Here is a 25,868-nt window from a genome sequence, read left to right as displayed (position 1 = left end):
TGTAAACCAGTGTTTTACCCCCCCCCGAAAAAGGCGGACAAAAGGCGGGAGAACAAAAAAGCGGTAAAAAAGTTCGGTGTATTCACTTTGTTTTCAGTTGATTGTATTATATTTGCATCGCATATCCGTTTTCTTCGAGAAAACGGATTTTTTTATCTCCATGCTGTCCGCCTACTGACCGCTTACAGGCCGCCGATGACGAGGTCGTTGGAGATAACAAGGCTCTGCCGGAATGTCCTTTTCTATCTTCCTTCTTCCGATCCGGTTATACATCGCATTCGTACGGCTCATGTTCCCGGTTCCATTCCCTTATATCGTACCTCCGCCGTTTGTATCAGCCGTACCTTCTTCCTATTCTATCTTCTCCCTCTTGTCGCTTTCCCGGCTCATCCTGTCCTCGCCGGTTGGTTTTCCAGAAGCAAAGGTGGGCTGTCGCGCCTGATTCCGTCACTTTGAAGTGCATTCCTCGTAAAATTCTTCCTTTCTGCGAAAGAGTAATTTTCCGGGAAAAGCGCCGGAAAGGGCTTGTTCGCCAGCCCTGTACCGCATCTGTAAATCCCAAGCGGTTCGGGCAGAAAAGAACCGAGCAAAGGGAAACAAAAAACAAAAACAAGTTTAGGTAATGGCAGGACTGACCACCTTGCCGCAAAACATTTTAAGTTATGTTACATGTACACACCAACGGACGCATCGGCAAAGATTGCCAGGTAATCACGGGAGCACACGGCTCATTCATCGCTTTCGACATCGCGGTAGACGACTTTTCGCACGGTAACAATGTTACCACATGGGTAAGGGTGCGAAGCAAGAAGGAAAACCACATCCGCCTGTCGGAATACCTCACCAAAGGAAGGCTGGTACACATCGTGGGAACGCTCTCGGCCTCGCTGTGGAAGGACAAGAACGAAGAGAGCCAGATACAGCTCTCCATCACGGCGGACTCGCTGGAGTTCATCAATACCGGCAAGCGTGAGGAAACGGCTGCCGATGCGGAAGACAGTCAGGCCGGCGCAGCGGACGACGTACCCGCGCCTCCTGCCGGCACGCCGCAGGACAACGAGGACGACCTGCCGTTCTGACAGCCATAGGGCCTTGACAACAAGCCGATACTAAATGTAGTATATACTAATAGTAGTAAGGTAGGAAGTTGGTAAACCTCCCCGGTTACGAAAAGTAGTATATGCTGCATTTAGCCGGTTAGTAAAATAGCGAAGTAGTAGATACTATGATACTAATTGTAGTAAAGTAGTAAAATAGTAGATGCTAATCATAGTATTTACTAAAAATAGTATTATCTTTGTATCTGAAATAAAGACATCGAGTTATGACGAAAATTATAGCTGTTTTGAACCACAAGGGCGGGGTCGGAAAGACGACTACCGCCATCAACCTCGCCGCCGCCTTGCAGCAGAAGAAAAAGCGCGTGCTGCTGATCGACATGGACGGGCAGGCGAACCTCACCGAGTCCTGCGGCCTCTCCATCGAGGAGGAGCGGACCGTGTACGGGGCCATGCGGGGAGAATACCCCTTGCCGTTGGTCCGGCTCGAAAACGGGCTGACCCTTGTCCCGTCCTGCCTCGACCTGTCGGCGGCGGAATCCGAGCTGATTAACGAGCCGGGGCGCGAACTGATACTCAAAGGGCTGATTGCAAAGGCTCTCGACACCTGCAAGTTCGACTACATCCTGATAGACTGCCCGCCGTCGCTGGGCTTGCTGACGCTCAACGCCCTTACCGCCTCGGACTATCTGGTAATTCCGGTGCAGGCGCAGTTCCTCGCCATGCGCGGAATGGCGAAGATTACGAACGTGGTCGGGATTGTCAAAGAGCGCCTGAACCCGGAGCTGAACATCGGCGGCATTGTCATCACCCAGTTCGACAGGCGCAAGACGCTCAACAAGAGCGTGTCGGAGATCATCAGCGAATCTTTCTGCGACAAGGTGTTCAAGACCGTCATCCGGGACAACGTGGCACTGGCCGAAGCCCCCATCAAGGGCAAGAACATCTTCGAGTACAACAAGAACTGCAACGGTGCCAAGGACTACATGTCGCTGGCGCAGGAAGTGCTGAAACTAAAATAATACGATATGGGCAAAAGCGATTTATTGAAAAACGGCATGAAAAGCGGGCTGGACGGTCTGCTGTCCTCCACAGGGAAAGCCCCGCAAAAGAAAGAGCCCGCACCCGTCAAGGCGGAGAAAGAGCCTGCGGTGCATTGCAACTTCGTCATCAACAAGAGCATACATACCCGCATGAGGCTGCTCTCCATCGAAAAGGGAATGTCCCTGAAGGACATCGTGAACGAGGCGATGACAGAGTATCTGGAGAAAAACGGCAGGTGACGGGTCGCCCCGCCGCCTGCCGTTTCTTGGGATATGCTCAAAAAGAAAACAGCAAGGGAAGCACGAATACCATGACTACCCCCATGACAACCTGCAAGGGAAGCCCTACCTTTATATAATCCGCAAAGGTATATTGCCCTGCCGGCATCACCAGCGCATTGGGCGGTGTGGAGAAAGGAGAAGCGAAACACATGCTTGCCGCCACCGTCACCGCAAACAAGAACGGCACGGGACTGACGCCTATCTGTACCGCACTCTGAAGCGCGATAGGAGCCATAAGAACGGCTGTTACCGTGTTGCTGATAAACATCGTCATCAAGGAAGTGGTAAAGTAAATGCCGGCCAGCAGCACGATAGGCCCGTAGCTTCCCAATCCGCTCACCAGACTACCGGATATGTACTCCGAAGCGCCGGTCTTCTCCAACGCCAACGACATCGGCAACATGGCGGCAAAGAGTACGATAGTCTCCCAGTTGATCGTCTTGTATGCAGCTTCCACATTACGGAAACATCCGGTCAATACCATCAGCAGTCCCGCGATCATCACAGCCGTGACAGGAGCTACGGGAATAAAATCGAATACCATCATCGCCACCATCAGCACCATGATAGCCGCAGCTACCGGGGCTTTATAGTCCAGCGTTACTTTGGCGGCTTCGTCCAGAGGCTGCCCCAGCACGACCCATTCCGCATCCTCCTTGCTTAAACGCGCGATGTCCTGCCATGCGCCCTGCACCAACAGCACATCGCCGCTATGCATACGCTCATTTCCCAGATTCTGCAGGATATATTCCTTCTTACGGCGGATTCCCAATACGTTTACGTTGAACTTGTCACGAAATCCCGCGTCCTTGACCGTATGGTTGGCAATGTTCGAGGAAGGCACCAATACGATCTCCGCTATCCCGATGTCATAGAAGTCGAGTTTGTTGCCCGTCCTGACCGTTTCTTCGGTGGTATGGCCGTCAATCATCTTCAACGAATAATCCCCGGCAAAGCGGTTCACATCCGCAACGTCTCCCATGATGTAAAGCACGTCTCCCACCCATATCGTAGTATCGGGCGATGCCAGCTTCTGGGTGATCGTTTTCAGGAATCTGTGCTGCGAAGCCTCGCTGCGGCGTATCTCCAGAATATTAAACCCGTATTTACGGCGGACATCCAACTCGATAACCGTTTTGCCTATCAGGCGCGAATCGCTGACGGCACACAAACGGAACAGGTTGTTCGACAGTCCGTATTCATCCACCAGTTGGTTCAGGGATTTGCCGGACGACGCACTCTCGCTCTTTCCCTTTTTAGAAAGGAACCACTTGGTCAGGGGCAACAGCACCAACGTACCGATGATCACGCATACGATACCTACGGGCAGGAACGAAAAGAAGGACAAGGGCTCGAACCCCGCACCCGTCAGCGTATTCTGAATAACAAGGTTCGGCGGCGTACCGATAAGCGTCATCATGCCGCCCATGCTGCTGGCAAAGGCCAGAGGCATCAACAATCGTCCCGGATTCATACCGGCGCTCACTGCCAGGCTTACAACAATGGGAAGCATCAAGGCTACCGTTCCCGTATTACTGACAAAAGCGCCGATGGCCGATGTTACCAGCATCACCAACAGAAAAAGTCTCAACTCGCTTTTACCCGCCAGCTTCAATATGCGGGAACTTATCATCTTCGCCAAGCCCGTCTGAAAGATGGCGCCGCCTACCACGAACAGCCCCACCATCATTATCACTACCGAGTTGGAGAATCCCGACAGGGCCTCTTCCGGAGTCAGAATCTGAAAAACGAGCAAACCGATCAATGCGCAGAGCGCCACAATGTCCGAACGGACTTTGCCGGCTACAAAAAAAGCGGCGGAGAGGATAAGGATTATAAGCGTTATCAGCATAAACAAGGATTTTAAAAAACTGTGCAAAGATAGTGATTTGCAGCATAATCCGCAATATTCCAGCGTATTATCCGAATGAGAAATTGTCCGGTAATCCCCAAGGGTGTTGCCATTATGTCATCCGGAACAAGGAAAAGGTCATGAAAGCATTTGCTTTGGGCTGCGGATTCTCTGTTTCGTGCAGAATGACATGACAAAATGAAAGCAAAAAAAATAGTCCCCGAACAAGTCGGGACTATGCCTTATCCCCCACATGCCGTCCGAGAACTTGGATATTTGTTTTTTGAATAGAGCCATAAAGGCTATAAGATACAGGCAATAACGACATACGACGGCAACTTCAAAAGTCCAACGCTCTGTTATAGGGCATAACTGCGGCTATCCGCATTTTTGCCGGCAAGCCTCGTACCTTTTCTATCCCGATCCGGCCCTGCGCCCGTTCCATCCTTCCTTTATAGCCCCCATCTACAGGCTGACAGCCGTCATCTTCTCCCTTTTCTATCTTCTTTCTCTTCCGCTATCCGGCTTCATTCCAGCCTCTCGCCGGTTGGTTTTCCAGACGCAAATTTGGGCTGTCGCGCTTGGTTCCGTCGCTTTGAAGTGCATTTCTCGAAAAATTCTTCCTTTCTGCGAAAGAGTAATTTTCCGGAAAAAGCGTCGGAAGCAGCTTGTTCGCCAGCCCCGTGAGGCATCTGTAAATCCCAAACGGTTCAGGCGGAAAAAAGAGCTGAACAGGAGGGAAAATAAAAAACAAAAAAAATAAAAGACAATGGACAAAATCAAATTGGTAGTGTACAACGAATACGCATTGGGTTATATCATGCCCGAACTCCCCGACAGGGTATGTACGTTAGCTGACAGGGTAACGCTCGGCGCACCGTTTCGGACAATGACCGAACCCTATTTCATCGGAAAGGGAGATACAGTCAGACTGGCGGGCAGAAAGGACTTTGACACCTTTCGGGTAGTGTTCGACGGCTACGACAATCCGCAGGAATACGAGTTCGACCCGACCTGCTGAACCTCACAAAGACCCCCAAAACAAATTAAATATAAACCCATTAAAATTTTATGATTATGGAAGCAACAGCAATTCAATCCGTAGAGAAAAACAACGCATTGGTAGCATTGGCAAACCTGCAACCGAGTGGTTACAATCCACGCAAGAACTTTGACGAGGCGAGCCTTGCGGAACTTTCCGAAAGTATCCGTCAGCAGGGCGTGTTACAGCCCGTCGGAGTGCGCCCTATTGCGGACAACCGCTTCGAGATTGTTTTCGGCGAACGCCGATACCGTGCCGCCCTCATGGCAGGGCTGGAAGAAATCCCGGCAATCGTCATGGAAATTTCGGACGAGACAGCCGAAGAAATGGCGGTAACGGAAAACCTGCAACGCAAGGACGTTACACCCATAGAGGAAGCCAACGCCTATCAGAAACTCATAGACAGCGGTCGCCACGACGTACAATCTTTGGCGGTGCAGTTCGGAAAGAACGAGAACTATATCCGCACACGCCTTAAATTCGTGTCATTGATACCCGAAATCGCCCAACTTTTGGAGCAGGACGAAATCACAATCAGCGTAGCGACCGAAATCTGCCGTTACGGGGAAGAAATTCAGCGTGAGGTGTACGACAGGCATCTGAAAGAAGGCGTGCAGCATAACAGTTGGCGGGGAATGAAAGCCTCCGATGTCGCACGGAACATCGAACGCCGGTACACCACCGACCTCGACCGATACGCATTCGACAAGACCCTCTGCCTTTCATGCCCACATAACACCAACAACATGATGTTGTTCTGCGAGGGCGGTTGCGGTAATTGCGCCAACCGTACCTGCCTTGCCGAGATGAACGCATCCTATCTCACCGAGAAAGCCCTGCGTCTCATGGAAGAACGCCCCGACCTGTCCCTCTGCCACGAAAGTTACAACTACAACGAAACCGTAGTCGAACGCCTTACAGCTATGGGCTACGAGGTAGTGAGCCTTGGTCATTGCGCAAAGGCATACCCCGAACAGCCCGAAGCACCCCGAAAAGAGGATTACGAGACGGACGAGGAATACGAGCAGGCACAAAGCGAGTACGAGCTGGATTTGAACGGTTACACGGAGAAATGCGAGGAAATCCGAGCCCTAAGCGAAGCAGGCGAAATCACCCTCTATTTCCGCATCGAGAACAACGACATCGTGTTATGTTACATCAAAAACACGACCCTTGCCGCCGCAGGTGCGAACGGCACACCGCAGGTGCAGACGCTTTCACCTGTTGAAAAGTTGGAGAAGCAGGACAAGCGCAACAAGGAGATTGCCCTTGAAAAGACGGTAGAGGACGCCAAGAAGCAGATTTTAGAGGTCGATATGTCCGAGCGCAAGTTCGGACAGGACGAAGACAAGATGATTTACTTCTTTCTGCTCTCGTTCCTCCGCAGGGAGCATTTCGAAGCAGTAGGTGTCGGGGAAGAAAAACCGGTTTACCAACACCTCACGGACGAGGAAAAGATGAACATCATCGCCAACCTCACGGGCAAGCAGAAAGCCGTTATCCGCAGGGATTTTCTGATAGCCAATTTCAAGAACGCATCGGGTAGCAACGCCACGACCTCCCTCTTGCTCGACTTTGCCGAGAAACATATGCCCGAAGAGCTCGCCGCTATCAAGAACGGACACAACGAGGTGTACGAGAAACGCCACCAACGCATTGAGGAAAAGAAAGCCGTCCTTCTGGTGCAGGAAAAGGCGAAGCAGGAAACGGAACAATCCGATGAACCGCAACCCGAAGCGGAGGCACACACCGAGGAACCTCCGCAAGAAGAAATCGCAGCCTGACCATAATCCCGAACGGATAGGGGGACGGAGTAATCCGCCCTCTATTCGTACATTATATATAATGTGTAGGTACGCTCCCCGACAACCGCCCGAAGCCGTTGCCGGGCGGCGCATCTGCCGGGCAAATCCGCCACCCGCGCAGTCATGCCTTTTCTATGCCCCTTCTACTTTCCCTCCGGCCCCTCGCCACCCGCCCGATTCCTTTATACCTTTCTCGGATTCAGCCATCCGTGTCGGGCCTCTCTGCTTTTAGGATGCAAAGGTGGGCTGCCGCGCCCGAACCTGCCGCTTTGAAGTGTATTTCCTGTAAAATTCTTCCTTGTTTCACAAGCGTAATTTTCCGGAAAAAGCGTCGGAGAGGGCTTTTTCGCCAGCCCTTTGGACGCATCGTAAAACCCGAACGGCTCCGACAATCAGGAGGCCGAACAGAGGGGAAAAATAAAAAAGTTCAACCACTTAAATTTAGAAAAAATGAAATTGCAATTTACTATCGTTCGTTCGGAAGATGCAAGCTACTTGTGCCACAAAGAAGATGAAGTGTATATGGATGTCAGCGACCCCATGAACGCCTTTGTTGCCGGTGAGGACGATTTCCAAATCGTAGAGCCTGACTACTCCTTTGCGCAGAAGAAGTACGAGTTCAGGGGAAAACACTGGTACTTCGTGCCACGTTTCTACAATAACGGCTGGCCGGCACTCACCTTGGAAAATGTAGAAGACGAAGACGATTACATCGTACTGTCCGTCAATTTGGAGGAAATGGATGCGCTCGGTGTGCCAGACCGTACATTCATGGACGTAAACCATTACCCGGATGCGATGGAGTTTTTGACGGCAAACGGGTTGGCGACCGATTCCGGCTACAGACGCAGAAGCGGGTTTGTAGAATATCCGATGATTATGCTGGATCTGCCGCTTCTGTACCAGCATAACCCGCGGAGCTTCCAAAGAGCAGACATTGAGCTGTTCGGATAGGCGGCTGGGTATATGGGTTGCCCATGACCGACGGGCAGTTACCTCACCGGCGGAATCCCCGTCGGTGTGGCAGCTGTCCTTTTTTGCCCTGCCTCATGCCTGTTATAGTCGCCCCGAATACTCTTCGCTCCGTTTCCTTTTATAACCGTCCCGGTCTGCAAGCCGCCTGCCGTCGCCTTCTCCCTTTTCTATCTTTCTCTCTTACCGCTTATCCGGCCCATTCCTGCCTCTCGCCGGTCGGTTTTCCAGACGCAAAGGTGGACTGCCGCGCCTGATTCCGTCGCTTTGAAGTGCATTTCTCGGAAAATTCTTCCTTTCTGCGAAAGCGTAATTTTCCGGAAAAAGCGTCGGAAACAGCTTGTTCGCCAGTCCCGTGAAGCATCTGTAAATCCCAAACGGTTCAGACGGAAAAAAGAGCCGAACAGGAGGGAAATAAAAGTGTTCAACCAATTAACAATTAAAATTATGCACAGCAGGATTTTTCAAATCTCGACGATGCAGATAGACAAAGAGAACTATCTGAATGAAGATACGCTCCAACAGGGCGATTGCGGCCCCTATGATTATTGTTCCGAGATAGATGATGAAGAGCGTAAGGAGGATATTGACTATTTGGTCAATCATGCCTTGCCCAAAGGGATGTTCGAACTTGTATCCGAAAATACCATACGCTACAATGGCGGTGTGGAGCAATGGAAAGAGGAGTACGTTGCCAACATCCGGAAAAAGGCGGAAGCTATTACCATTGAAAATATGCTGAAATGGAGTTCGACCTATTCTCTCAAGCAGGCAGTGGAAAATCCATTGGATACGTGTTATCATTTTTATTTGGATGGAGAGGGTTTCCAGTCCTTTGCCGAGCAGTCCTTTGCATTTATGGAGTTCGTTTGCTCTCTTGAGCCGGACACGATACTCTACATCGGAGGAGTCATCGACTATCATTTCTGATACTCCGGATGAGTACCGGATAGCCACCCGCCGCAAAAGCGGGTGGTTTTATAATAGCTCATCCATGCGTGCCCCGGTTACTTTTATAGCGATGTTCTGCCGAACTTTCGACCAGTTTTACCTCCGGGTTTTATCCGTGCCGGACTCCTGTTATAACAGCGTAACACCTTCGTAGCCAAGACTTCTCCACAGTTTTGTTTTCGTGTGCAAAGGTACGGTGGGCAAACGCCGTTCAAGTACCGCTATCACTACCTGAAATGAAATTTGATGACAACTTTCCGCAATCACAGATTACGGCTTTTCATAAAATTTCATCTCCGGTTCCTTGCCCGTCGTTCTTGCATCCCACCGTTTGGAACGCACATGAAAACAACCCCTTTGGGCGAAGTCGAAAGGCTTCAAGAAAAGGGAAGAAAAAACAAATCATTAAAATTTCAAGACAATGGACAACATCAAAGAAAGCAAAGAGTACCAACTCGCCAAAGATTGGGAAATGGCAGTGAACAGTTACAATTTCAATCCCAAGCGGTTTGCGGCAGCCATCCCCACGATGCACCCCACGCTCCAGCAGAGCCTCTATCGGCTTATCAAAGAGTGTATCGTTGTCATGGCGGACGATACACGCTGCTACGACGACCGTAACCGAGCCTCGCACGAGGAAGCAAAGCGAATCATGGAGTATCTGAATGAAAACGGGAAATACATCCCATTAAGATAACAGACGTATGAAAACACAGGAAATACAATTCGGCGGCAACACCTATCCTTGTCGGGTGGTGGTATCCAACAATGGCGAAGAACTTCTTATCGGCTCGACCGCCCTGCTCGACGCCCTCCAGCCCGGCAGCTTCAACGATGAAAACGAAGGCTTTGCCAGTAAGGAAGCCGAAAGAATCTACGACGAGGTTTTCTTTTTCACCGATAAGAAGACCCTCAAACTCTCCGACAAGGAACTCATTACCGAACTGAAGGAGGACAATCCCGAATGGTTCGACTGACGATAAATAAATCATTATCTAAATATCACAATCATGGAAAAAGAATATGTAATGCAGGTGGCACAGACCGCCCAACAACAGTTGATAGCAACGACACAAGCCAATGTCCTCATGTCATGGGGTATCAAAGAATTTGCCGCAACAGTGTACAGCGGTATGCCCGCACTTCGTATCAAAGTGAACGGACGGCTGCACGCCGGTTATGTGATAGTCGCCCTTAACGGTTCGGACTATTACGAGGTATATCTGCTGAAAGGCATGGATGCGAAGTGTGTCAGTGAAGAAGTCTGTTGTGACGAACTGGGCGAGGTCATCGACAGGGCTATCGAGAAAGGCTCGGATGAAAAAGAGTACGAAGAATTTTGTCATAGGCAGTTTACTCGGCTGCTCGGCGGTAAGTCCGTCTGACACATAGGGTAGGAATAGCGGACACCGCCTGCATCGGATGGGGCGGTGTTCCGATATGACCGGACATCTCGATGCCCGGACTGGCCTTTTTTACCTCAATCGGCTAACCGATAGGCCCCAACGACTGCTCGCTGGGGCAATTTATCGAAAGGAGCTTTCCCGAACAGGTAATATCAGAAATTGGTGCGGCAGCAGGCAAAAAGGGTTCGTTTCTGATTGCCCTTGCTGCCTCGCTGCGTATCTTTCTCCCACTTGTCAAATCCGATTAAAAAGAACCGCCACCCACCACCCACCCGGCTACCACTCGCTTACCACCCGGCTACCACCCATTTACCACTCATCAACCACTTACTTACCACCCGTTTACCACTGAACAACTTCTGCCTCCCCGAAATAATCCCGGGTTATCCGGAGGTATCCGGAAATTGCAAAAAATAACCTGTCCGATAGGTGAAAGCCGGCCTACCTTCCGAGTCCTCTATGGTGTGGAATATCGGACATGTTTTCTATCCGGTAGCCCGTTTCCTCTTTGATCTGCCGACGCCAATATCCGCCGACACCGGCCAGTTCCGCGTAATGGTCGTAGTTGGAAACAACGCCGACAGCCTTTTCTATGATAGAACCGGCTCCTTTTACGTTGTAGCGTTTGGCCAGTTCGAGCAAGTCTTCGCGCCCGATAGCGGAGTTCTTGTTACAGATGGTCATGCAGTGGCGGTTCACATATCCCGGGGCGGACGGATCGACGGAAAAGGTGAAATCGTAGGCCGGAGCGATATGCCACACCCCGTCGTCGCCCATCAGGAAACTGAAATTCTTGTTATGGTCGTCCACGTTTCCTCCCAGCACGTTCAGGGCGGTCAAGAGGAACAGTTGCTTGAGTTCCGACGGCAGGACGCCTATACGACAGGCGGTGTCAAAGAGGCATTCATAACTGTCCGCAGCCGGGTTCATGGCCGCCAAGGTCTGCACGTGTATTTTCTTCCCCTCCCGACGGTCGAACCGTTCGGTCAGGAAATGGGCGGTTTTCTCACCCTCCGCGAGGCGCGAAGGCATCATGTTCAACCCCGCATCTTTCGCCATGAGGTAATAGCTGTATTCAATGCGGGTAGTGGGGACGTCCGAATGTTCGTCGAACTTGATAATCATGGGAACATATCCGGGCATCGGGCTTGCCACCTGTCCCGAATAGCATTCGTTGGTTTCCGGGTTGAAGTTGATGATGGCTTTGGGTCTGCGGCCACCGGCCGATGTCCCCACTTTGAACAGACTTTCGATCATCAGGTCCGGCTGCATTTCAGCCTTGAACCCCCTTGCCTCGTTCAAGGCCGATTGAGCCAGCTTGTAGAGGTCGTCGATCTCGACCTTAAAGGGCTGCTCCATATCCTCGGCTGCCGGAGGCAGAAATTCCAGTGCCCCCATGCCTCTTCTGCCGATGTAGGCCAGACGGTCGAGGGCGGACAGATTTCTCGTACTGATGTTATGGCTCTTGGCCCATTCATTAAATATCCTGTTTCCCCAATGATTCGGTAAGGAATCGGCGATGAAAGAAGGCAGGCCGCCGAAGAGCTTCCCGTCATCGGCATACACGGGCAACCCGTTCTTTGCGGACGTGCTGTGGATAGAGGCCCGCAAGGGCGCAATGTCATACCCGCCACCAAGGAAATCACGGTCAAAATAGAAACATATCCTTTCCGCGTACCTCTCCTTGTATGTAACCAAAGAACCGACTTTCCGGTTCCACAAAAAAACATCAAGATTCCGTATCATCGCTGTTCCTCCTTACTCTTTTGGGGATGAATTTGTTTATCTGTTTCAATGCCATCGGGGGCATGGGCAGTTCGGGCAACAACTCAAACAAACGCTGCTCCATTCCGACCACACGCATCAGTGAAATGAAATTATTGAGCGTGATATTCCGGTTTACCCCTTGTTCGAGATGACTGATGGTAGTCAGTCCCACACCCGACCTTTCGGCCATTTCCTTTTGACTGATCCGTGCGGCAAGACGGTACTCCTTCAGGCGCTGGCAAAGGAGCGTGATAATGTCCTGATTCGTTGTATAAACACCCTTATCCATATATCTATATATTGCTATTACTTTGCAAATATAGCAATAAATATCCATATATAACTATCTTTGATATGGTTTTACGAATGGGCAAGGCAATCTTTGTGTGAATCCTTTTATTCCGGTTCTGTTATCGTCGCGCTCAACGGTTCGGGCTATTACGAGGTCTATCTTCATTACAAACAGGGGATACGGCCCGTTCGCGACAAGGTAGGTTCCGCAGAGCTGGGCGAACTTATCGGCCGCCACATCGAGGGCAGCACGAATAAAGAAGAGTATGAGGATTTCTGTCTGCGGCAGAGGACGAAATTATTCGGAGGTGCCGTTTGACGATTCTCTGCCGGTAACGGACGCCGCCCGCATGATTCGGGCGGTATTTGTTGCCGGTATGTCCGTGGACCGGAGCGGACACCTTTTTTTACAGCAGTTCGTAAGACTTTTCCGGAACAACCCCGGACTTGTCAAGCTCCTGCTTTATATCGAATGTCCGAGATATTCATCCATCCACTCGGTGTATTCGGGTGAGGAGATACCCCGGAGCAGGATAAAGGCCGTTTGCCGTAGGATGTCCAGAGAATCCGGGGTATGGGTAATATGCATACCGTAAAGCACCTGCAAGAAGATTTTGGAAAACATCTTCAGCTCCTCCCTGCCGGAAATATATTTCCGGTCGAAACATCCCTGCTTGTAACACTCTTCCAGCATTTCCATAAAGACATGTTTCCAATAACAGCGAATACCCGAAAACACCTCCCGATAGGTGGTATCCCCGTCAATCTCATTCCAGAATGGGGATTGCCCCCGGTGCAGCTCCCGGATATGCAGGTGGGAAAGGGCAATCAGTTTCTCGAAGCAGGAATCTTTGCTGTGGCGTATTGCGTCCCGCTCGGCGCATAGAGCACCCAGTGCATGGTTCACGCTCTCTTTAATCAGTACCTTCTTGGTAGAGAATAGCTTGTAAATGGTCCGCTTGGAGATGTGTAGAGTCTGCGCGATGGCGTCCGTGCTGACAGCACGGATACCCTCTTGGATAATCGCCTCGTAGGTTACGACGAGTACCCGCTGTTTTACCGGCATGTCTTCGGTCCGTAGGTATGCTTGAACTATCATGATAAATTGAATTAATTCGAATCAAAAGTTAGACAGTTATATGTCCTTTGAATACGAGCCCCGTTTTATCCTCTCTGCGGCTCGAATATCGAAAACTTCCCGGATGAAATGTCCGGCTCCCTTTTGCCCGCGCTTCCATTTCAGGGATTGCTGCGGGCTTCCGGCCGGTGTGCATCCATGATGTTGCCGTATCTTTTCAGGGCGCTGTTCTTCATCTCCGTCTCCTCCTTGGTCAGGGAAAATCCCATGTACTTGCATGTATGGTCGTTGCGCAGGATACAGATGCACATCCGCTTGTAGGTCGGTATCTCCTTGAACTCCGCGATGTCGATGTCGTCGAGGTAGTCCATCCTTACGGGTTTCTTTTCCGTCTTGTAGTTGGTATCTTCCCCCACCAGTATGGGGATGTTCCGCTCTTTCAGCTTCCGTATCACCTCGTCGCTAAGGCATCCGCCCTTTTCTTTCCAGAACTTGATACTGGTGTTCAGTTTGGCGAGGTATTTTCTTTGGGTACGCTCCGGCAGGGTCGAGAGCAGGAATTCCATGAAAGATTTCCACGTGTGTCCTTCCGGCAGGCGGATCTTCTGCCGTCCCATGGCTTGCGTACTCCCGTAGATACCCGTGAAGTTCACGCCGTTCACCCGTCCGATCATCCGTCCCCAAGTATTGGGGTCTATGACCTTGTACAACGCGAGGCTTTCGATTGCCTCGCTGATGAACGGGCTTGCCACCCGCTGTCGGTCAAGGCTGACGCCCGCCTGGTAGTAGAGGTCGTACAGGCGGTTGTAGTCCCAGCGGAATTTCCCGTTGGCCACCCATATATCAGTCGTTTTCCAGTCGAAGAGAGGATAAAGGTTATAGATGCCATCGTCGATTTTGGTGCTCCACTTGTAATTTTTATACAGTTCTTGGACGCCCCTATAAATGGTACGCCAGCGGTTATAGCTCTCCTGCGTCCGAATCCCGACAAGGCAGCAGGTGCGTTTCGCCTGCTGCCGCCCGTGAAACCAGCGGGAGAACTCCGTCTGGAAGTCGTAGTCCCACATCCGGGTGTCGTAAAAGGGAAAATCATGCAAGGTCATGGCGTCCGCGGGCATGGGGCGTACCCACGCCTCCTTTTTGCTCTCGTCCCATGGCCGCCAGTAACTCTCGTACATCGAGGTGCAGGTAGTGACACGAAAGGGCACGCATACCCGGTACACGTCGAGGATGTCCCGGTTCTCCTTGAACGTGCGTTCGATGTACTCCACGGTCATCTTGTACTGTATCTCGTAATCCATGTGGAACACGCCTATCCGGGTTTTCAGGTTATGTTTCCGGATGTAGTCGATACATAGGTTCAGCAGAACCCCGCTGTCCTTGCCACCGGAGAATGAGATGTAGATGTTGTCGAACTCGCCGAATATGATTTTCAGCCTTTCTTGTATCAGGTCGTACACGTTGACCTGACGTGTAGTTGCAGCCATGATGATGTGTTTTTTTGACTGCAAAAATAGGAATAATTAAATGTAAGGGGTAATTCCGGCTTATATTTTTCGATTCTATATGCCACATTTTAAGATTATTACTGACAACAGCCTATTGCAACCATCGCTTTCCCTGCCATTTTTTCAGATAGCGTTGCGCTGGTTCAGCACATCCTTTATCATCTCTTTCACATCCTGTCCCACCTGTACGAAATTTTTATACAGGATGCGTTCGCGTTCCTCCCTCGACTTGAACGTGTAGAACTTCGGCAGCGGCACATACGCCGCTTCCTCTTTCTTTATTTCAGCCATGTTGAAATCCGTCTTGCAGAAGAACTTCGTGGTCTTGAACTCTTCCGCCTCCTGAATGTTCATCGAGCCGCCCATGCCGGTTTTCGTCTTGATGAAGTCCCGAGCCGTCTGTCCGCAGAGCCATCCCGTTGCCATATCCGAGATCTTCGAGGCGGGCACAAGGCTGTCCATGTTCTCGTTCAGGTTGATGGAAGTTTTGTCCCGGTCGATGGTTACGCCCTTCTTTACCTGCACCACCTTGCCGAAGATGTCATTCGACAGCCATTCCAACGTCTCTTTCGCCCGCGCCGAGCCACTGATTACGTTACCCACGGTCGTGATGATCTTCTCCATACCCACCTTCCCGTAATCGGCTTCCAGCTGCGGCAGCTCTTGGAAGCCGAGCGTTACGCTTACCTTGTTGCTTCGTGCCGTGCCGATCAAGCGGTCTATCTTGTGAAAGTACAGTGTCGGCAGCTCGTCCACGATGATGCTCACGGGGACATTCTTGCCCTGCCCGGTGTTCACGCGTGTCACGAGACGGTTCAGGATAAGGGCGTTCAACGCACCGATGATACTCTCCATCTCCGGGTCGTTCGCTATCAGCAGGTAGCTCGGCTGCTTCGGATCGCTTACCTTCAGGTCGAAATCGTCCCCGTCGCGGTGGAATATCCAGTAGCTCTCCTTGGTCGCCAGACGGCTGGTATAGACGCGCAGCGTACCTATCATGCCCTCCAGTTGCTCCATCGCCTTGTTTTTGAACGCCGTCTGGAACGGGCCGAGCAGCGGTGCCACCTCGTTGTCCGTCTCCAGCACCTCGAAGATGGTCTGGTAACTCTCGTTCAAAAACGACAGGATGTGAGGCATATCGCTGTATTTCCCCAGCCAGTAGGCCGGCTCCACGATATTTCCGCCCTCACGTTCACGCACCACACCCGTGGGTTTCCAGAACTTTGTCTGCGGGTCTTGCCGCTTCTCCGCGTACAACGGTTTGCCGCCCGCATCGTAGGGTTCGCGCTCGTAGTTCACGAAGAAGTAGATGCAGGCGGCGAGGAAGTTCACCGCCGAGGTCTGGAAGAACTGGTCGCTGCCACCGCCTCCCTCTTTCTTTCCCTTTTGCAGGGATTCCAGCAGAGTCTCCGCCGTTTCGCTCGCCGCCGCGAGGTTGTTGATGTACTTTGCCTGAATCGGATTCACCCGTCGGCTGTACTCCACGTCCACGAAGTTAATCATGTTGAACTTGCACCCTTTGGGTACTTTACCCGATTTCTCGTTTTTCTTGTAGTGGTAATACAACTTCGTGGCCAGTGTCGGGAATTTGTAATCATATACTACCATTGCGAATCCCTTAGCCGAATGTTGCCGGATGAAAGGCTCTATAATCGACATGGTCTTCCCGCTGCCCGGAGTTCCGACTACCCATGTGCCTCTAAAACAGTTGCTTATCGAAATCCAGCCCTTGCGAAACTTACCCTTGTAATAGTATCGCATGGGGATATTCACGCTATATTCGTTCTCGATTTTATCCTCGCATTGTTCAAAACTTTCATTCTCAAAGTTAAACCGGTCTTTCATCAGTCCCTCCTTGATGAACTTCGAGATATTGTCCAGTGCGATATGTACCAGTACCACGCCCACGACGGAGGCTGCCATATAGAGGATGATATTCAGCGGCAGCGTGTAGAACCGTTCCTGTATCGGGTGGTTGAACAGCCACACGGACAGGGCGAGCAGCAGCAATCCGCCCGTCAGCGGGTACAACACCTGCCTGCGGGCATTGAACTCCAGATGTTTTTTATTTCGTGTACCTATGCAGGTGATACAGATCAGCAGCACCGTAGCCACCTTGCTGTACACCAGATGGCCGTCGTTGTAGATCATCCACTGCTTGATGCGCCCGTGGATGTCGCACAGTATCCCGCCCCAGTGGTCGAGCATGGCGGGGTCGATGGCATACTCGAAAAACTCCAACAGCACGGAGACATACACCACCGCGCGGAATATCTTATAGAACCCTTGTAATTCCTTGCTCTCTTCCATGAATCAATCCATTGTTAGTTCCTATTTCCGGCGATACCAGTGATCACTTACCCGGATAACGTCCATGCCGAACCATACGCCGTTCTCGTTCAGCTTGGTTTTTATCTTTTCAAGGGTTACCGGGCCGACACCCCATATGTCCATGAGGTACGACTCGTCAAGATGAATCAGATCCCCGATATACAATATCCCGTGAGCTTCAAGAAGCCTTCGGATGGACGGCGTAATCCCCAGGCTGAAAACCGGCTCCGAGAGGTAATGCACCTCTTCTGCCGACATATTGTTCAGGACTATCTCAAGTCCCTCTCTGATTTTTTTGAGAGAGTCGATGTATTTCCCCATATCCCGGATGGTCTGCTCGCTGCATGATATTTCGTTGCGCAGGCGGGTGGATTTCTCTACGAGTTCGGCATTGCCCCGCTTCAGCTCATCGTTGATGTCTGTCATCGACCTATTGTCCGTTTCCAGTTCGTTCCGTTGGTACTCCAATTCTTCGACAAGCTCCTGTAGTCTGGCGGCACGTTCTTTCAGGATGGATTCTTTTCTGTGATCGGCAGCCATTTCCTCGAAAAGGCAGCCGAACCGTTTAACCAGAAAATCAATATCTTCTTTATCCGAAGCGACGGAATCGGCGATCTTTTCCATTTTCCGTCGGCAGGATTTACCTCTCGCACATTTGTACATCAGGACAAGTGCCGTTATCATCAGCACCAATCCGACAAGCATAATTACGTCTATCGTTTCCATATAGGTTTATCATTTTATTCGTTCAGGGTTATAATGGGACGCACCTTGTGCGCCTGTATCTTGGGTGTCTCCTGCATGGCTCCGCTTCCCAACGAGTATAGCCATGCCTTTGCCGTCTGCTGCCCTTCGACCTCGGTGGATGTCCAGTACCAGCAGTCGTCGGCTTCATCCGGCAACGGCTGTCCGCCGCACCGTTCAATCACGGGATTGACCGCTTCGCGCATGGCATACAGCAGGCGCATCTGCGCCACCGAGGGCACATAGGCACTCTGTCCGTACCGCCACAGGTCGAAGACCGCTTCCGCCATCGGCGAGGCCGTCTCCCTCGTGTCGTACAGTGCGAAAGTGTTCGCATTCCCGTCGTATGCCGTGATGTCCGCCGATGTGCCCTGCGCGATGCCGAGACTGTCGGCGAACGCCTCCGGAGCAATCTCCCACAGGTAAACCGCATAGCCGCTTCCCACCGTACCGTCACGCCGCTGGGTGTCGAAGACAACGGCTATCGCCCGTTTCCCCGATAGTTCATACTGCGCGTAGGACAACGCCACGCCATCCTCGCAGAGGACATGGCCGGGACGCACCGCCGTATCGGGTACCTCTATATGCGCATCGCAGGCGGCACACAGCACTGCCGTTGCCGCCACTATGATCCATTGTATCTTTCGTATCATCGTTTATTCTTCTTTATCTTGATTCGTTATTTCCTTACCTTATCGGCAGTTTCACTCCCAGCACGACACCTGTCCGCAACAAGTCCGCACCCTTTATCATCATATCGCTCTTTACCTGCCAGTACAACGTCCATCCCGACCGCAGCACATAGTTATGCTCGTAGCCGAAGTGCAGGCCGCCGAGAAACTTCTTCGTGTCGCTGCCTGCCGAAGCCCCGATGCGCAGACTGCCGTAGTGGTTGCGTCCACGCGCTACACACGGTTTGTATGCTATACCGAAGCCGTAGCTGCGGTAGTTCCTCCAAAAGGATTCCGGACAGATATGGCCGCATGAGGCACACTCCTCCCATTGCAGGTAGCCGTTGGCAAAGAACTCCCATGCGTGGCGGTAGTTCATCTCGTGTTCGTAGGCGAGCGTCATGTCCATGCCGTTTCTGTAGAGCAGCCCCGCACCGAGCGAGAGGCGCCCGCTGTTACGCTGTGCGTGTACATGGGTGGCGAAGCCCGTGCAGGCAAGCACAAGCAGCAGGGTGATTCTTATCGTCTTTCCCATATTCATTCCTCCTCCAATAAATCCGCATTGAACGAATCCGCCGCCAGTACGTCCTCATAGTCGATGTTCAGGCTGATGTTTCGACCGCTTATCTGCTTTTCCGTCATTTCGATGGTCAGCAGCTTGCCGTTGGGAAAAGTCAGCTTCTTCACGACAACCACATTACGGTAGCCGTGCCGGAACGTCTTTCCCCGCTCCAATACCAGCGCGGGTGTCAGTTCGATGGTCTGCGTGTTGGTCGCCTTGGAGAGCTTCTTGTCCGCCAGCTTCACCCGTATCTCATCGATTTCGAAACGGATGTTCGTCCTGTTCTCGATGGAGAAGTCGATAAAGAAGTAGTCGCCTACCGAGTAGATGTTGTTCAGGCGCATCACCATGCGGTGCGCTTTGGTGGCCACGTTGCGGACCTTCGCGGGCGAGTTCCAGATACGCCGGGCAAAGCGCGTCATGTCGGCGGTGGACATCGACACGGCCGGGTTGTTGTACGCCTCCCGCTCTTGCAGCAGGATTTCCTTGTCCGTTACCGCCTCTTTCATCCTTGTGGTGTAGATCAGCGCGTATTGCGTGCGGTAGCGTTCCGTCACGATGGTGATGACAGCGAGCACTTCGCCGTCCTCGTGTCCCGCCTCCTTGGGCTTCAGCCGGATGATGTTGTCGATAGGCTGGTCGCCAGCCACTTTGTCGGTGGAAATATCCACGAAACGCACCGGTTCCGATGCCGTGATGACGGTCGTTATCTGTTCGTTCACCGTCAGTTGTTCCATTTCCTCGTAGGTCGTTTGTGCCTGTGCGTTCCGCACACCCGGCAATCCTGCCGCCAGAAGAAATATCGTTACGATTCCTTTCTTGTTCATATTCATATCGTTGATACTATTGATTTTGTTTTTGTCTTTTCCCTCATTTCGCTTCATTCCTGCGTTCCAGTTCTTCCCGAATCCGGCGCTCGGCTATCTCGCAATAGGCTTGTTCGATCTCGAAGCCGATGTAATGCCGTCCCGTGCGGATGGCGGCCACAGCCGTCGTGCCCGACCCGATACAGTTGTCCAGGACGATGTCCCCTTCATTGGTATAGGTGCGTATCAGGTATTCGACCAATGCCACCGGTTTCTGCGTCGGGTGGTAGAAAGCTCCGGTCTTATGCTCCTTGGGTACGAAAATGACCGAGGTCGGGTACTTGTCGTCGGCAACACGCACCGGGGCCAGTTTCATTTCTCCGTAACAGCGGTTCGTGAAGCCGTCCGTCTTGCGTCGTCCATGATTTCTTCGTTCCGGTGGGCACGGCGTCATCTGCGGATGATATACCGGCTGTTTCTTGTAAAACACCAGTATGTCCTCATGTTGGCGCAAAGGCATTCTGTTGGCGTTCAGATGTCCTGTCACGCGGTCTTTCTGCCACACGAGGTTATACCGCCACAATTGGGGCTGGTACAACATGAGTCTCGCTGAAAAGAGTCCCTGCCCGAATAGTATGATGGGGCTTTTCGGCTTGGTAATCCGCCGGAATTGCGCCCACAACGGTTCGAGAGGTATCTGCCTGTCCCAGTTCGCCGACCGGTTGCTGCGGTTCAACACCCCATAGGGCAGGTCCGCTATCACGGCATCGACGCTGCCATCCGCCATCTGGTTCATACCCTCAAGGCAATCCATGTTGTAGATGTTATCCGTTTCTATCATGACGTATCACTTATTGCTTCTTTAACCTGCCGGGCTCTTGCCCAGGTACAGCGTCCCGTCCGGGTCATTTGGGTTTCACACTCCCAAAGGGTGTTCTTTTCCACATGTTTGAAATTGACCTCCCCGTATCTTGGCCCGTAAAAGCCGGTGTATTTTTGAAAAGCGAACAAGGCGATCCTCCGCCCGTCTTCTGTCTGGAAATTACATATCAGGGCGAACCGTCCTCCGTGGTGCCACCATTCGGTACTCACGAGTTTGCCGGTGAATGTCTCGACTTTATCGGGGGCTATGTAATCCTCATAATACAAGCCGTCCGTACCTTTATGATATTTCGATAGATCTGTTTCCATACCATTGAGGTTTTAATTCTTTTTTTCTCTGCCGTTCACCAGATACACGAACGTCCCGTATTTCAGGTTCACCTTGTTTTTCTTGATGGCCTTGCTGATGGCGTTGCTCGTCTTCTGGTAGGCATTGTTCACCGCTTGCATTCCCCATTGGGCAAGGCTGTTCCCGTAAGTCCCGGTGCTCATGCTCATATTGCCCGACATCGCACCGCTGGCCACATCCTTGCTCGTTTCCCGGAACTGGCTGTTGGGAACATACAGCCCCTCCATGCCGTCCGTATCATAGAGCGTGAGGCTGACTTTTACCAGTTCGTCATCCACGAGGATGCTGCTGATGTCGCCCTTCACGCGCCCGGACGAGAAACCGCTCACCGTGGCGTACAGGTACGAGCCCCGCTTGACGATGCACTCGTTTATCTCCACGTCGTCGAGCAGGCGCAGCCGGACACGCGAGCCGTCCACCGCCTTGATGTCCTCGTCGATAATCGCTTGAATGAGCTTCGGTTCACGGGCATCTTTCGCCAGTGTGTTGAAGTAGTCCGAGGTCGTCTTTACCTTGCGTACCACCTCGCTGGGCGGTTCGTCCGCGGACGGTACTTTGACCGAACGGCTCTCTTCGGAAATCGCACCCTCGGCCACTCTGTCCTGCGCCGGAACCCTCGCGGCAGTGTCCGAATCTGCCGGCATCACGGCGTTCTGTCCTCTCAACCTCGCTTCGGCGAGTGCTTTTTCCAGTTCCGCGAGGGCTTCCTGCTCTCTCTTTTTGGCATTGGCAATTTCCGCTGCCGCAGCTTTTTCCTGCTGCTGTTCGTCGAGCAGGGCGATGTCGTCCTGCGTGTATTGCGATTCATACTCTTCTCTGTTGTTGTCGGGTTCTTCCCGTTCTATGTTATCCACTGCGGAGTAATCCTGTATCTTACCCCATGCTTTCGCCATGTTCTCGTACTTGCTTCCTATACCGTCGTTCTTGATTTGAGCCCCCGGCAGTTCGGGGTTCAGAAACTCCGTTGTCTGCAACGTCTTGTCCTGTATCTCCATCGTGTCCGTGTGAAACAGATCGAAGATGAAATAGGATGCGCCGAGCAAGGGAAAATAAAGGATGGCAGGAAGCATATACTTCGGCTGGCGGAAATTGATTTTCTCTAATATCTTCATAGCACATCTGTTTTACTGCGGTTCGTACTCCTTGTTCTTATTCTCCCTCATTTCGCCCTCCTGCAGCAGCTTGTGCCGCTGCCGCAGCACCGAATCCTGCATCTCCGTTGCAGTGCGGTGTGTAGGGCTGTGCCGGTACACTGCCACCAAGCGGTAGACGTTCCATGCGAATACCCCGATGACGAAGGTGAAGACGAGTACCAGAAACATCGTCCGGTGCGCGTTGGCGAAGCCCTGCACTTTGGCCGCCATTTTGTCGATGCGCGTCGCCTTGGCAAACTTGCGTCCGGCCTCCACATCACGTTCGTAGCGTTCCTTGTATTGCGGATCGTTCTTGTCCGGCATCTTCTCACCGAACAGCATCCGCCTGAATCCTTTGATATTCATATTCTTGATGATTTAATAGTTGCTTTTCGTTTTTTGCTCGATGTCTTTGTTCAACAGCGTGCGCCAGTTCACGATGAGCAGCCCGTGCGGGTTGTTGTCCGTTCGTGGCACACGTTTGAGTTGTCCCTCCGTAACCAGTTCGCGTGTCAGGATGTTGCTCCGGCGTTCAATGCGCTGCCGCCCGTAATACGTGAACTCCATGCTTTTCTTGTCAAAAGCGATACTGTCGCAAAAGATGGAGAACACCGCGCTCGTACCCAAGATGTTGGAATAGAATCCTCTTTCCTTCAGAGTATTGTACTGCGCCAGCCCCGTTTCATCTACCAGGTACATCGCTTTCTCCATCGTGTAGCGGATGTATTTGTCGTCCGGCGCAAGGGTGAAGAAGTAGTGGTGGAACATCTCTACATGACTTTTGGCTTCCACGTCCAATGTCTCGTCCATCGTTGTCCGGTTCACCAGTATGGGTACGTTGCCGTCCAGCACGTACACCTTCTTCTGGGCATCCACGACCATCGTCCGCGCCGTCCAGATACTCGACACGCTGATGATGACGCACCCCACGAGAAAGGCGGTGCAGATAATGCCCACCAGCTTGATCTTGTTCTCTAAATGTTTGATGACCATGTGCCCTTACAGTTTTTTTTGTTCAACTTCTGCATATACTCGTCATGCAGCATCGGCATGATTGTTTCCACCAGTTCCGTCTGGAGCTTTTCGAACTCTCCGGAAAAGATCTGTGTGTAGTGTCCTTGCATACTAACCTGCACGAACACCCACCAAATGCCGCACCTGCGTTTCTTGGCGTCTTTCTGCAATTTGGCGACCTGCAAGCGGTAGGTAAGGTAAGTCGCCAATGGTTCGATATACCGGTCGTCACGTTCGAAGGCTTCGTCCAGTTCCTCATATCCCGGATCGAACCAATTGCTTTCCCGCACCTTGCAGAACTCCTCATTCGTGCGTTTGCTTACATAGCGCACGAAGCGTTCGTCCCTGCACCATTTTTCAATTTTCCTTTGTACATTCATTTTTTTGAATTATTTAGTATGATTATTATCTCATCATGGACCCGATACCGCCCGTCGCCGTCATCTTGGCCTGTTGCGCCACACCCTCGCCGAAATTTCGGGTGGAGAAAGCCGTGTCGCCTTCAGGAATCATCCATGCCGCAAGGTCGGGCACGAGGTTCAGGCATTTCAGGGCTACGATACTTGCCGCCATCAGGTAGCCTGCCGAGAAGAACGAGTTCTGCAGGTAGGCCGCCATCGTCTGTTCGCTCGCCGTAATTGCCGTCAGGTTCTCCACCTGGATGCACAAAACGATGTCAAAAAGTAGCAGCACATAAAAGCCTACGAAGTAGAGCATTGCTCCGTAGAAATGCACCGTCAGATACCTCGTAAGCCATTTCGCCCATGCGCCTTCCCACTTGGGCAGCAGACTGAAAGCCCACTGTATCGGTCCAAACACTGTCAGCATTCCCAGTAGGATTTGCTGGCAGTAGATGGTAGCCCACCAACCGATTCGGAACACTATCAACGCAATCAGCATGATGATTTTGTCTATCCCCACGACAACACCTGCTGTCAGCGAGGTAAACCACAATTCCGCCGCGTCCTTCTCCATGTTTGTTACTTCATCTACGCCGGTCTGCTCCATGGTCGCCTCGATCAGGTTCGGGTCGGATGTACCCGTGTGGGCGACGTCCGCCTGCGCTTGCAGGCTGTTGTACATCGTGTCGCGTACATGGATAAGCTGTTGCACCTCCTCGAACTTATCCGCTATCTGGGTGGCTTCGGCCTCATAGAGGTCGTGCGTGTACGAGCCGATACAGTTCGGTATGTAGGAGAGGAAGTCGAGGACACACCAGTTGCTTCCGCTACCCGCCATACCCGTATCGGCCGGCGGATACCACCAACAAAGGATGATGGAGATAGCCAAAGGGCGGAACAGTTTCATCACGTCCAGCGGCTCGTGCTTGACCATCATCTTATACGCCATGCCTGCCGCCATCACGATGGCGAACAGGGCAGCGAGTGCCATACACATTTGCAGTATCCACCAGAACGGCCCCTGCGAACCGGTGAAAGTCGCGTCCGTCAGAAACTCGTTCGTCTGAAAAATCACATCGTCGATCTCCTCTTCGAGGATGTTGATGCCGAAATCCGAGAGTATATTTCCGTCTGCCATATGCGATTTTTTTTAGTTCCCCCTGTTCACCGTTTCATCTCCCTCTCCGCCATCCTCGCTACCGCCGGACTGCGATCCGCGCACAGTGAAACGCGATTCGTTCCACCTGTTTACCGCCTCACGGACAATGCTTCCCTTGTTCAGGTTACGGTTGTCGGTAGCATTCAGCAGTGCACTCGTTACCGTGGCGTTCTGCCGCCGGGCAAGGTAGCCGACCAGAATCTCGTTCTGTCGCGTTACATCCTCATAAATGCGCAGATACTCCTTCTTGCGTTGGGCGTTCGGCATATAGGCATCTTTCGTCGCGTCGATGGCACACTGGTACATCCGGTAATATTCCGTCCAACGCTCCTTGTCGTCGGGCGTACCCCCGGCAAGAAGTATGCGGTCGATGTTCCGTTGCAGGCGTTCCATCTGTCCGTTCACTTTATCGCTCTCGGCAAGCCACGCAAGGTCTATCTGCCGGTCGGCCATGTTCAGGGCCTCGATCTTCGCACGGCTCACCAGTGCCGAGTCGATGTCTTCCGCTTCGTCCGTCTGGTTATAGAGGTTGATGCCCGCCAGCGTGCGGAACGACAGCTTGTTTTTCGCCGCCGCCGACTTCTTGTAGCTGTTGTGCAACAGCGTATAATAAAGTTCGGGCGAGAGTGCCCCCGTGCCGGTTTCCATCACCGTAATCTGGTTCTGCTTCGGTGAATCGTGGTTATAGGTCACATACTGCGCCTGCGCCGCCGTCGTTGCAATCATCGTAACGGCCATGAGTAATAGTTTTCTGTTCATAT

29 protein-coding genes are annotated in these 25,868 nt (G+C 52.1%); 11 read left to right on the top strand and 18 right to left on the bottom strand.

The window, feature by feature from the left end:
- The first annotated feature begins 195 nt into the window (after nucleotides 1-195).
- From K429_RS30685 to K429_RS0114595, 4 genes are all read left to right on the top strand, one after another.
- The gene (locus K429_RS30685; RefSeq protein ID WP_197031242.1) at nucleotides 196-456 is read left to right on the top strand and encodes a hypothetical protein; all 261 of its coding nucleotides are present in this window, start codon (nucleotides 196-198) and stop codon (nucleotides 454-456) included.
- Between the two features lie 206 nt (nucleotides 457-662).
- The gene (locus K429_RS0114605) at nucleotides 663-1,079 is read left to right on the top strand and encodes a single-stranded DNA-binding protein (protein WP_026367358.1); all 417 of its coding nucleotides are present in this window, start codon (nucleotides 663-665) and stop codon (nucleotides 1,077-1,079) included.
- Nucleotides 1,080-1,324: 245 nt separating this feature from the next.
- Nucleotides 1,325-2,080 carry a ParA family protein gene (locus K429_RS0114600; RefSeq protein WP_026367357.1) on the top strand — a complete coding sequence of 252 codons (756 nt, stop codon included), beginning with the start codon at nucleotides 1,325-1,327 and terminating at the stop codon, nucleotides 2,078-2,080.
- 6 nt (nucleotides 2,081-2,086) lie between these two features.
- The gene (locus K429_RS0114595; RefSeq protein ID WP_026367356.1) at nucleotides 2,087-2,341 is read left to right on the top strand and encodes a hypothetical protein; all 255 of its coding nucleotides are present in this window, start codon (nucleotides 2,087-2,089) and stop codon (nucleotides 2,339-2,341) included.
- Nucleotides 2,342-2,378: 37 nt separating this feature from the next.
- On the opposite strand, the gene K429_RS0114590 is transcribed toward K429_RS0114595, so the two are convergent.
- Complete coding sequence (locus K429_RS0114590) at nucleotides 2,379-4,235, bottom strand: SLC13 family permease (protein WP_026367355.1); 1,857 nt, start codon at nucleotides 4,233-4,235, stop codon at nucleotides 2,379-2,381.
- Nucleotides 4,236-5,004: 769 nt separating this feature from the next.
- Here K429_RS0114590 and K429_RS0114585 point away from each other — a divergent pair.
- The 7 genes from K429_RS0114585 to K429_RS0114550 all read left to right on the top strand — a co-directional run bounded on the left by K429_RS0114585 (nucleotide 5,005) and on the right by K429_RS0114550 (nucleotide 10,390).
- Complete coding sequence (locus K429_RS0114585; protein WP_026367354.1) at nucleotides 5,005-5,256, top strand: hypothetical protein; 252 nt, start codon at nucleotides 5,005-5,007, stop codon at nucleotides 5,254-5,256.
- Nucleotides 5,257-5,312: 56 nt separating this feature from the next.
- Nucleotides 5,313-7,061, top strand: a complete 1,749-nt coding sequence (locus tag K429_RS0114580) for a ParB/RepB/Spo0J family partition protein (RefSeq protein ID WP_026367353.1) — start codon at nucleotides 5,313-5,315, stop codon at nucleotides 7,059-7,061.
- Between the two features lie 471 nt (nucleotides 7,062-7,532).
- Nucleotides 7,533-8,036, top strand: coding sequence for a DUF4313 domain-containing protein (locus K429_RS0114575; protein ID WP_026367352.1), 504 nt, complete (start codon nucleotides 7,533-7,535; stop codon nucleotides 8,034-8,036).
- 465 nt (nucleotides 8,037-8,501) lie between these two features.
- Complete coding sequence (locus tag K429_RS0114565) at nucleotides 8,502-8,984, top strand: hypothetical protein (RefSeq protein WP_026367350.1); 483 nt, start codon at nucleotides 8,502-8,504, stop codon at nucleotides 8,982-8,984.
- 442 nt (nucleotides 8,985-9,426) lie between these two features.
- Nucleotides 9,427-9,702 carry a hypothetical protein gene (locus K429_RS0114560; protein WP_026367349.1) on the top strand — a complete coding sequence of 92 codons (276 nt, stop codon included), beginning with the start codon at nucleotides 9,427-9,429 and terminating at the stop codon, nucleotides 9,700-9,702.
- A gap of 7 nt (nucleotides 9,703-9,709) precedes the next feature.
- Nucleotides 9,710-9,982 (top strand): hypothetical protein, encoded by a 273-nt coding sequence (locus K429_RS0114555; protein WP_026367348.1) that lies wholly within the window; start codon nucleotides 9,710-9,712, stop codon nucleotides 9,980-9,982.
- A 33-nt stretch (nucleotides 9,983-10,015) separates the two neighbouring features.
- Nucleotides 10,016-10,390 (top strand): hypothetical protein, encoded by a 375-nt coding sequence (locus K429_RS0114550; protein ID WP_026367347.1) that lies wholly within the window; start codon nucleotides 10,016-10,018, stop codon nucleotides 10,388-10,390.
- 462 nt (nucleotides 10,391-10,852) lie between these two features.
- On the opposite strand, the gene K429_RS0114545 is transcribed toward K429_RS0114550, so the two are convergent.
- The 17 genes from K429_RS0114545 to K429_RS0114460 all read right to left on the bottom strand — a co-directional run bounded on the left by K429_RS0114545 (nucleotide 10,853) and on the right by K429_RS0114460 (nucleotide 25,866).
- Nucleotides 10,853-12,157 (bottom strand): type II toxin-antitoxin system HipA family toxin, encoded by a 1,305-nt coding sequence (locus K429_RS0114545; RefSeq protein WP_026367346.1) that lies wholly within the window; start codon nucleotides 12,155-12,157, stop codon nucleotides 10,853-10,855.
- Nucleotides 12,141-12,467 (bottom strand): helix-turn-helix transcriptional regulator, encoded by a 327-nt coding sequence (locus tag K429_RS0114540; protein WP_026367345.1) that lies wholly within the window; start codon nucleotides 12,465-12,467, stop codon nucleotides 12,141-12,143. Before K429_RS0114540 ends, K429_RS0114545 begins: the two co-directional genes overlap by 17 nt.
- A gap of 465 nt (nucleotides 12,468-12,932) precedes the next feature.
- Nucleotides 12,933-13,568: a TetR/AcrR family transcriptional regulator gene (locus tag K429_RS0114530; RefSeq protein WP_026367343.1), complete on the bottom strand. Its 636-nt coding sequence runs from the start codon at nucleotides 13,566-13,568 to the stop codon at nucleotides 12,933-12,935.
- A 140-nt stretch (nucleotides 13,569-13,708) separates the two neighbouring features.
- Nucleotides 13,709-15,034, bottom strand: a complete 1,326-nt coding sequence (locus K429_RS0114525; protein ID WP_044096678.1) for a DUF3440 domain-containing protein — start codon at nucleotides 15,032-15,034, stop codon at nucleotides 13,709-13,711.
- A 144-nt stretch (nucleotides 15,035-15,178) separates the two neighbouring features.
- Nucleotides 15,179-17,365, bottom strand: a complete 2,187-nt coding sequence (locus K429_RS0114520) for a type IV secretory system conjugative DNA transfer family protein (protein ID WP_026367341.1) — start codon at nucleotides 17,363-17,365, stop codon at nucleotides 15,179-15,181.
- A 21-nt stretch (nucleotides 17,366-17,386) separates the two neighbouring features.
- Entirely contained in the window at nucleotides 17,387-18,112 is a 726-nt protein-coding gene (locus K429_RS28730; RefSeq protein ID WP_044096677.1) for a DNA-directed RNA polymerase subunit alpha C-terminal domain-containing protein, read from the bottom strand.
- A gap of 14 nt (nucleotides 18,113-18,126) precedes the next feature.
- Complete coding sequence (locus tag K429_RS0114510) at nucleotides 18,127-18,783, bottom strand: DUF1566 domain-containing protein (protein ID WP_026367340.1); 657 nt, start codon at nucleotides 18,781-18,783, stop codon at nucleotides 18,127-18,129.
- A 34-nt stretch (nucleotides 18,784-18,817) separates the two neighbouring features.
- Nucleotides 18,818-19,342 (bottom strand): hypothetical protein, encoded by a 525-nt coding sequence (locus K429_RS0114505; protein WP_026367339.1) that lies wholly within the window; start codon nucleotides 19,340-19,342, stop codon nucleotides 18,818-18,820.
- Nucleotides 19,339-20,190, bottom strand: a complete 852-nt coding sequence (gene traN, locus K429_RS0114500) for a conjugative transposon protein TraN (RefSeq protein WP_044096836.1) — start codon at nucleotides 20,188-20,190, stop codon at nucleotides 19,339-19,341. Before traN ends, K429_RS0114505 begins: the two co-directional genes overlap by 4 nt.
- A gap of 43 nt (nucleotides 20,191-20,233) precedes the next feature.
- Nucleotides 20,234-21,010, bottom strand: a complete 777-nt coding sequence (locus K429_RS0114495; RefSeq protein ID WP_026367337.1) for a site-specific DNA-methyltransferase — start codon at nucleotides 21,008-21,010, stop codon at nucleotides 20,234-20,236.
- Entirely contained in the window at nucleotides 21,007-21,360 is a 354-nt protein-coding gene (locus tag K429_RS0114490; protein ID WP_026367336.1) for a hypothetical protein, read from the bottom strand. Before K429_RS0114490 ends, K429_RS0114495 begins: the two co-directional genes overlap by 4 nt.
- Before the next feature lie 12 nt (nucleotides 21,361-21,372).
- A complete protein-coding gene (gene traM, locus K429_RS0114485) occupies nucleotides 21,373-22,512 on the bottom strand; it encodes a conjugative transposon protein TraM (RefSeq protein ID WP_026367335.1) in 1,140 nt (379 codons plus the stop codon).
- Between the two features lie 12 nt (nucleotides 22,513-22,524).
- Nucleotides 22,525-22,899: a hypothetical protein gene (locus K429_RS0114480; RefSeq protein ID WP_026367334.1), complete on the bottom strand. Its 375-nt coding sequence runs from the start codon at nucleotides 22,897-22,899 to the stop codon at nucleotides 22,525-22,527.
- Nucleotides 22,900-22,911: 12 nt separating this feature from the next.
- Nucleotides 22,912-23,526 (bottom strand): conjugative transposon protein TraK, encoded by a 615-nt coding sequence (traK, locus tag K429_RS0114475; RefSeq protein WP_026367333.1) that lies wholly within the window; start codon nucleotides 23,524-23,526, stop codon nucleotides 22,912-22,914.
- A complete protein-coding gene (locus K429_RS0114470; protein WP_026367332.1) occupies nucleotides 23,508-23,927 on the bottom strand; it encodes a hypothetical protein in 420 nt (139 codons plus the stop codon). The genes traK and K429_RS0114470 overlap by 19 nt, the downstream gene beginning before the upstream one ends.
- 25 nt (nucleotides 23,928-23,952) lie before the next feature.
- Nucleotides 23,953-25,086: a membrane protein gene (locus K429_RS0114465; protein ID WP_026367331.1), complete on the bottom strand. Its 1,134-nt coding sequence runs from the start codon at nucleotides 25,084-25,086 to the stop codon at nucleotides 23,953-23,955.
- A 12-nt stretch (nucleotides 25,087-25,098) separates the two neighbouring features.
- Nucleotides 25,099-25,866 (bottom strand): DUF5045 domain-containing protein, encoded by a 768-nt coding sequence (locus tag K429_RS0114460; protein ID WP_026367330.1) that lies wholly within the window; start codon nucleotides 25,864-25,866, stop codon nucleotides 25,099-25,101.
- Between the last annotated feature and the right edge of the window lie 2 nt (nucleotides 25,867-25,868).

Origin of the sequence: Bacteroides sp. 14(A) (genome assembly GCF_000526555.1) — a bacterium.
Lineage (GTDB): Bacteria > Bacteroidota > Bacteroidia > Bacteroidales > Bacteroidaceae > Bacteroides > Bacteroides cellulosilyticus.
Note: the sequence above shows the minus strand (reverse complement) of the source record. Positions and strands in the feature narration are given on the sequence as shown.

Coding starts and splice junctions, on each gene's coding strand:
- K429_RS30685 (WP_197031242.1), top strand. CDS start 196: ATGACGAGGTCGTTGGAGATAACAAGGCTCTGCCGGAATGTCCTTTTC.
- K429_RS0114605 (WP_026367358.1), top strand. CDS start 663: ATGTTACATGTACACACCAACGGACGCATCGGCAAAGATTGCCAGGTA.
- K429_RS0114600 (WP_026367357.1), top strand. CDS start 1,325: ATGACGAAAATTATAGCTGTTTTGAACCACAAGGGCGGGGTCGGAAAG.
- K429_RS0114595 (WP_026367356.1), top strand. CDS start 2,087: ATGGGCAAAAGCGATTTATTGAAAAACGGCATGAAAAGCGGGCTGGAC.
- K429_RS0114590 (WP_026367355.1), bottom strand. CDS start 4,235: ATGCTGATAACGCTTATAATCCTTATCCTCTCCGCCGCTTTTTTTGTA.
- K429_RS0114585 (WP_026367354.1), top strand. CDS start 5,005: ATGGACAAAATCAAATTGGTAGTGTACAACGAATACGCATTGGGTTAT.
- K429_RS0114580 (WP_026367353.1), top strand. CDS start 5,313: ATGGAAGCAACAGCAATTCAATCCGTAGAGAAAAACAACGCATTGGTA.
- K429_RS0114575 (WP_026367352.1), top strand. CDS start 7,533: ATGAAATTGCAATTTACTATCGTTCGTTCGGAAGATGCAAGCTACTTG.
- K429_RS0114565 (WP_026367350.1), top strand. CDS start 8,502: ATGCACAGCAGGATTTTTCAAATCTCGACGATGCAGATAGACAAAGAG.
- K429_RS0114560 (WP_026367349.1), top strand. CDS start 9,427: ATGGACAACATCAAAGAAAGCAAAGAGTACCAACTCGCCAAAGATTGG.
- K429_RS0114555 (WP_026367348.1), top strand. CDS start 9,710: ATGAAAACACAGGAAATACAATTCGGCGGCAACACCTATCCTTGTCGG.
- K429_RS0114550 (WP_026367347.1), top strand. CDS start 10,016: ATGGAAAAAGAATATGTAATGCAGGTGGCACAGACCGCCCAACAACAG.
- K429_RS0114545 (WP_026367346.1), bottom strand. CDS start 12,157: ATGATACGGAATCTTGATGTTTTTTTGTGGAACCGGAAAGTCGGTTCT.
- K429_RS0114540 (WP_026367345.1), bottom strand. CDS start 12,467: ATGGATAAGGGTGTTTATACAACGAATCAGGACATTATCACGCTCCTT.
- K429_RS0114530 (WP_026367343.1), bottom strand. CDS start 13,568: ATGATAGTTCAAGCATACCTACGGACCGAAGACATGCCGGTAAAACAG.
- K429_RS0114525 (WP_044096678.1), bottom strand. CDS start 15,034: ATGGCTGCAACTACACGTCAGGTCAACGTGTACGACCTGATACAAGAA.
- K429_RS0114520 (WP_026367341.1), bottom strand. CDS start 17,365: ATGGAAGAGAGCAAGGAATTACAAGGGTTCTATAAGATATTCCGCGCG.
- K429_RS28730 (WP_044096677.1), bottom strand. CDS start 18,112: ATGGAAACGATAGACGTAATTATGCTTGTCGGATTGGTGCTGATGATA.
- K429_RS0114510 (WP_026367340.1), bottom strand. CDS start 18,783: ATGATACGAAAGATACAATGGATCATAGTGGCGGCAACGGCAGTGCTG.
- K429_RS0114505 (WP_026367339.1), bottom strand. CDS start 19,342: ATGAATATGGGAAAGACGATAAGAATCACCCTGCTGCTTGTGCTTGCC.
- traN (WP_044096836.1), bottom strand. CDS start 20,190: ATGAACAAGAAAGGAATCGTAACGATATTTCTTCTGGCGGCAGGATTG.
- K429_RS0114495 (WP_026367337.1), bottom strand. CDS start 21,010: ATGATAGAAACGGATAACATCTACAACATGGATTGCCTTGAGGGTATG.
- K429_RS0114490 (WP_026367336.1), bottom strand. CDS start 21,360: ATGGAAACAGATCTATCGAAATATCATAAAGGTACGGACGGCTTGTAT.
- traM (WP_026367335.1), bottom strand. CDS start 22,512: ATGAAGATATTAGAGAAAATCAATTTCCGCCAGCCGAAGTATATGCTT.
- K429_RS0114480 (WP_026367334.1), bottom strand. CDS start 22,899: ATGAATATCAAAGGATTCAGGCGGATGCTGTTCGGTGAGAAGATGCCG.
- traK (WP_026367333.1), bottom strand. CDS start 23,526: ATGGTCATCAAACATTTAGAGAACAAGATCAAGCTGGTGGGCATTATC.
- K429_RS0114470 (WP_026367332.1), bottom strand. CDS start 23,927: ATGAATGTACAAAGGAAAATTGAAAAATGGTGCAGGGACGAACGCTTC.
- K429_RS0114465 (WP_026367331.1), bottom strand. CDS start 25,086: ATGGCAGACGGAAATATACTCTCGGATTTCGGCATCAACATCCTCGAA.
- K429_RS0114460 (WP_026367330.1), bottom strand. CDS start 25,866: ATGAACAGAAAACTATTACTCATGGCCGTTACGATGATTGCAACGACG.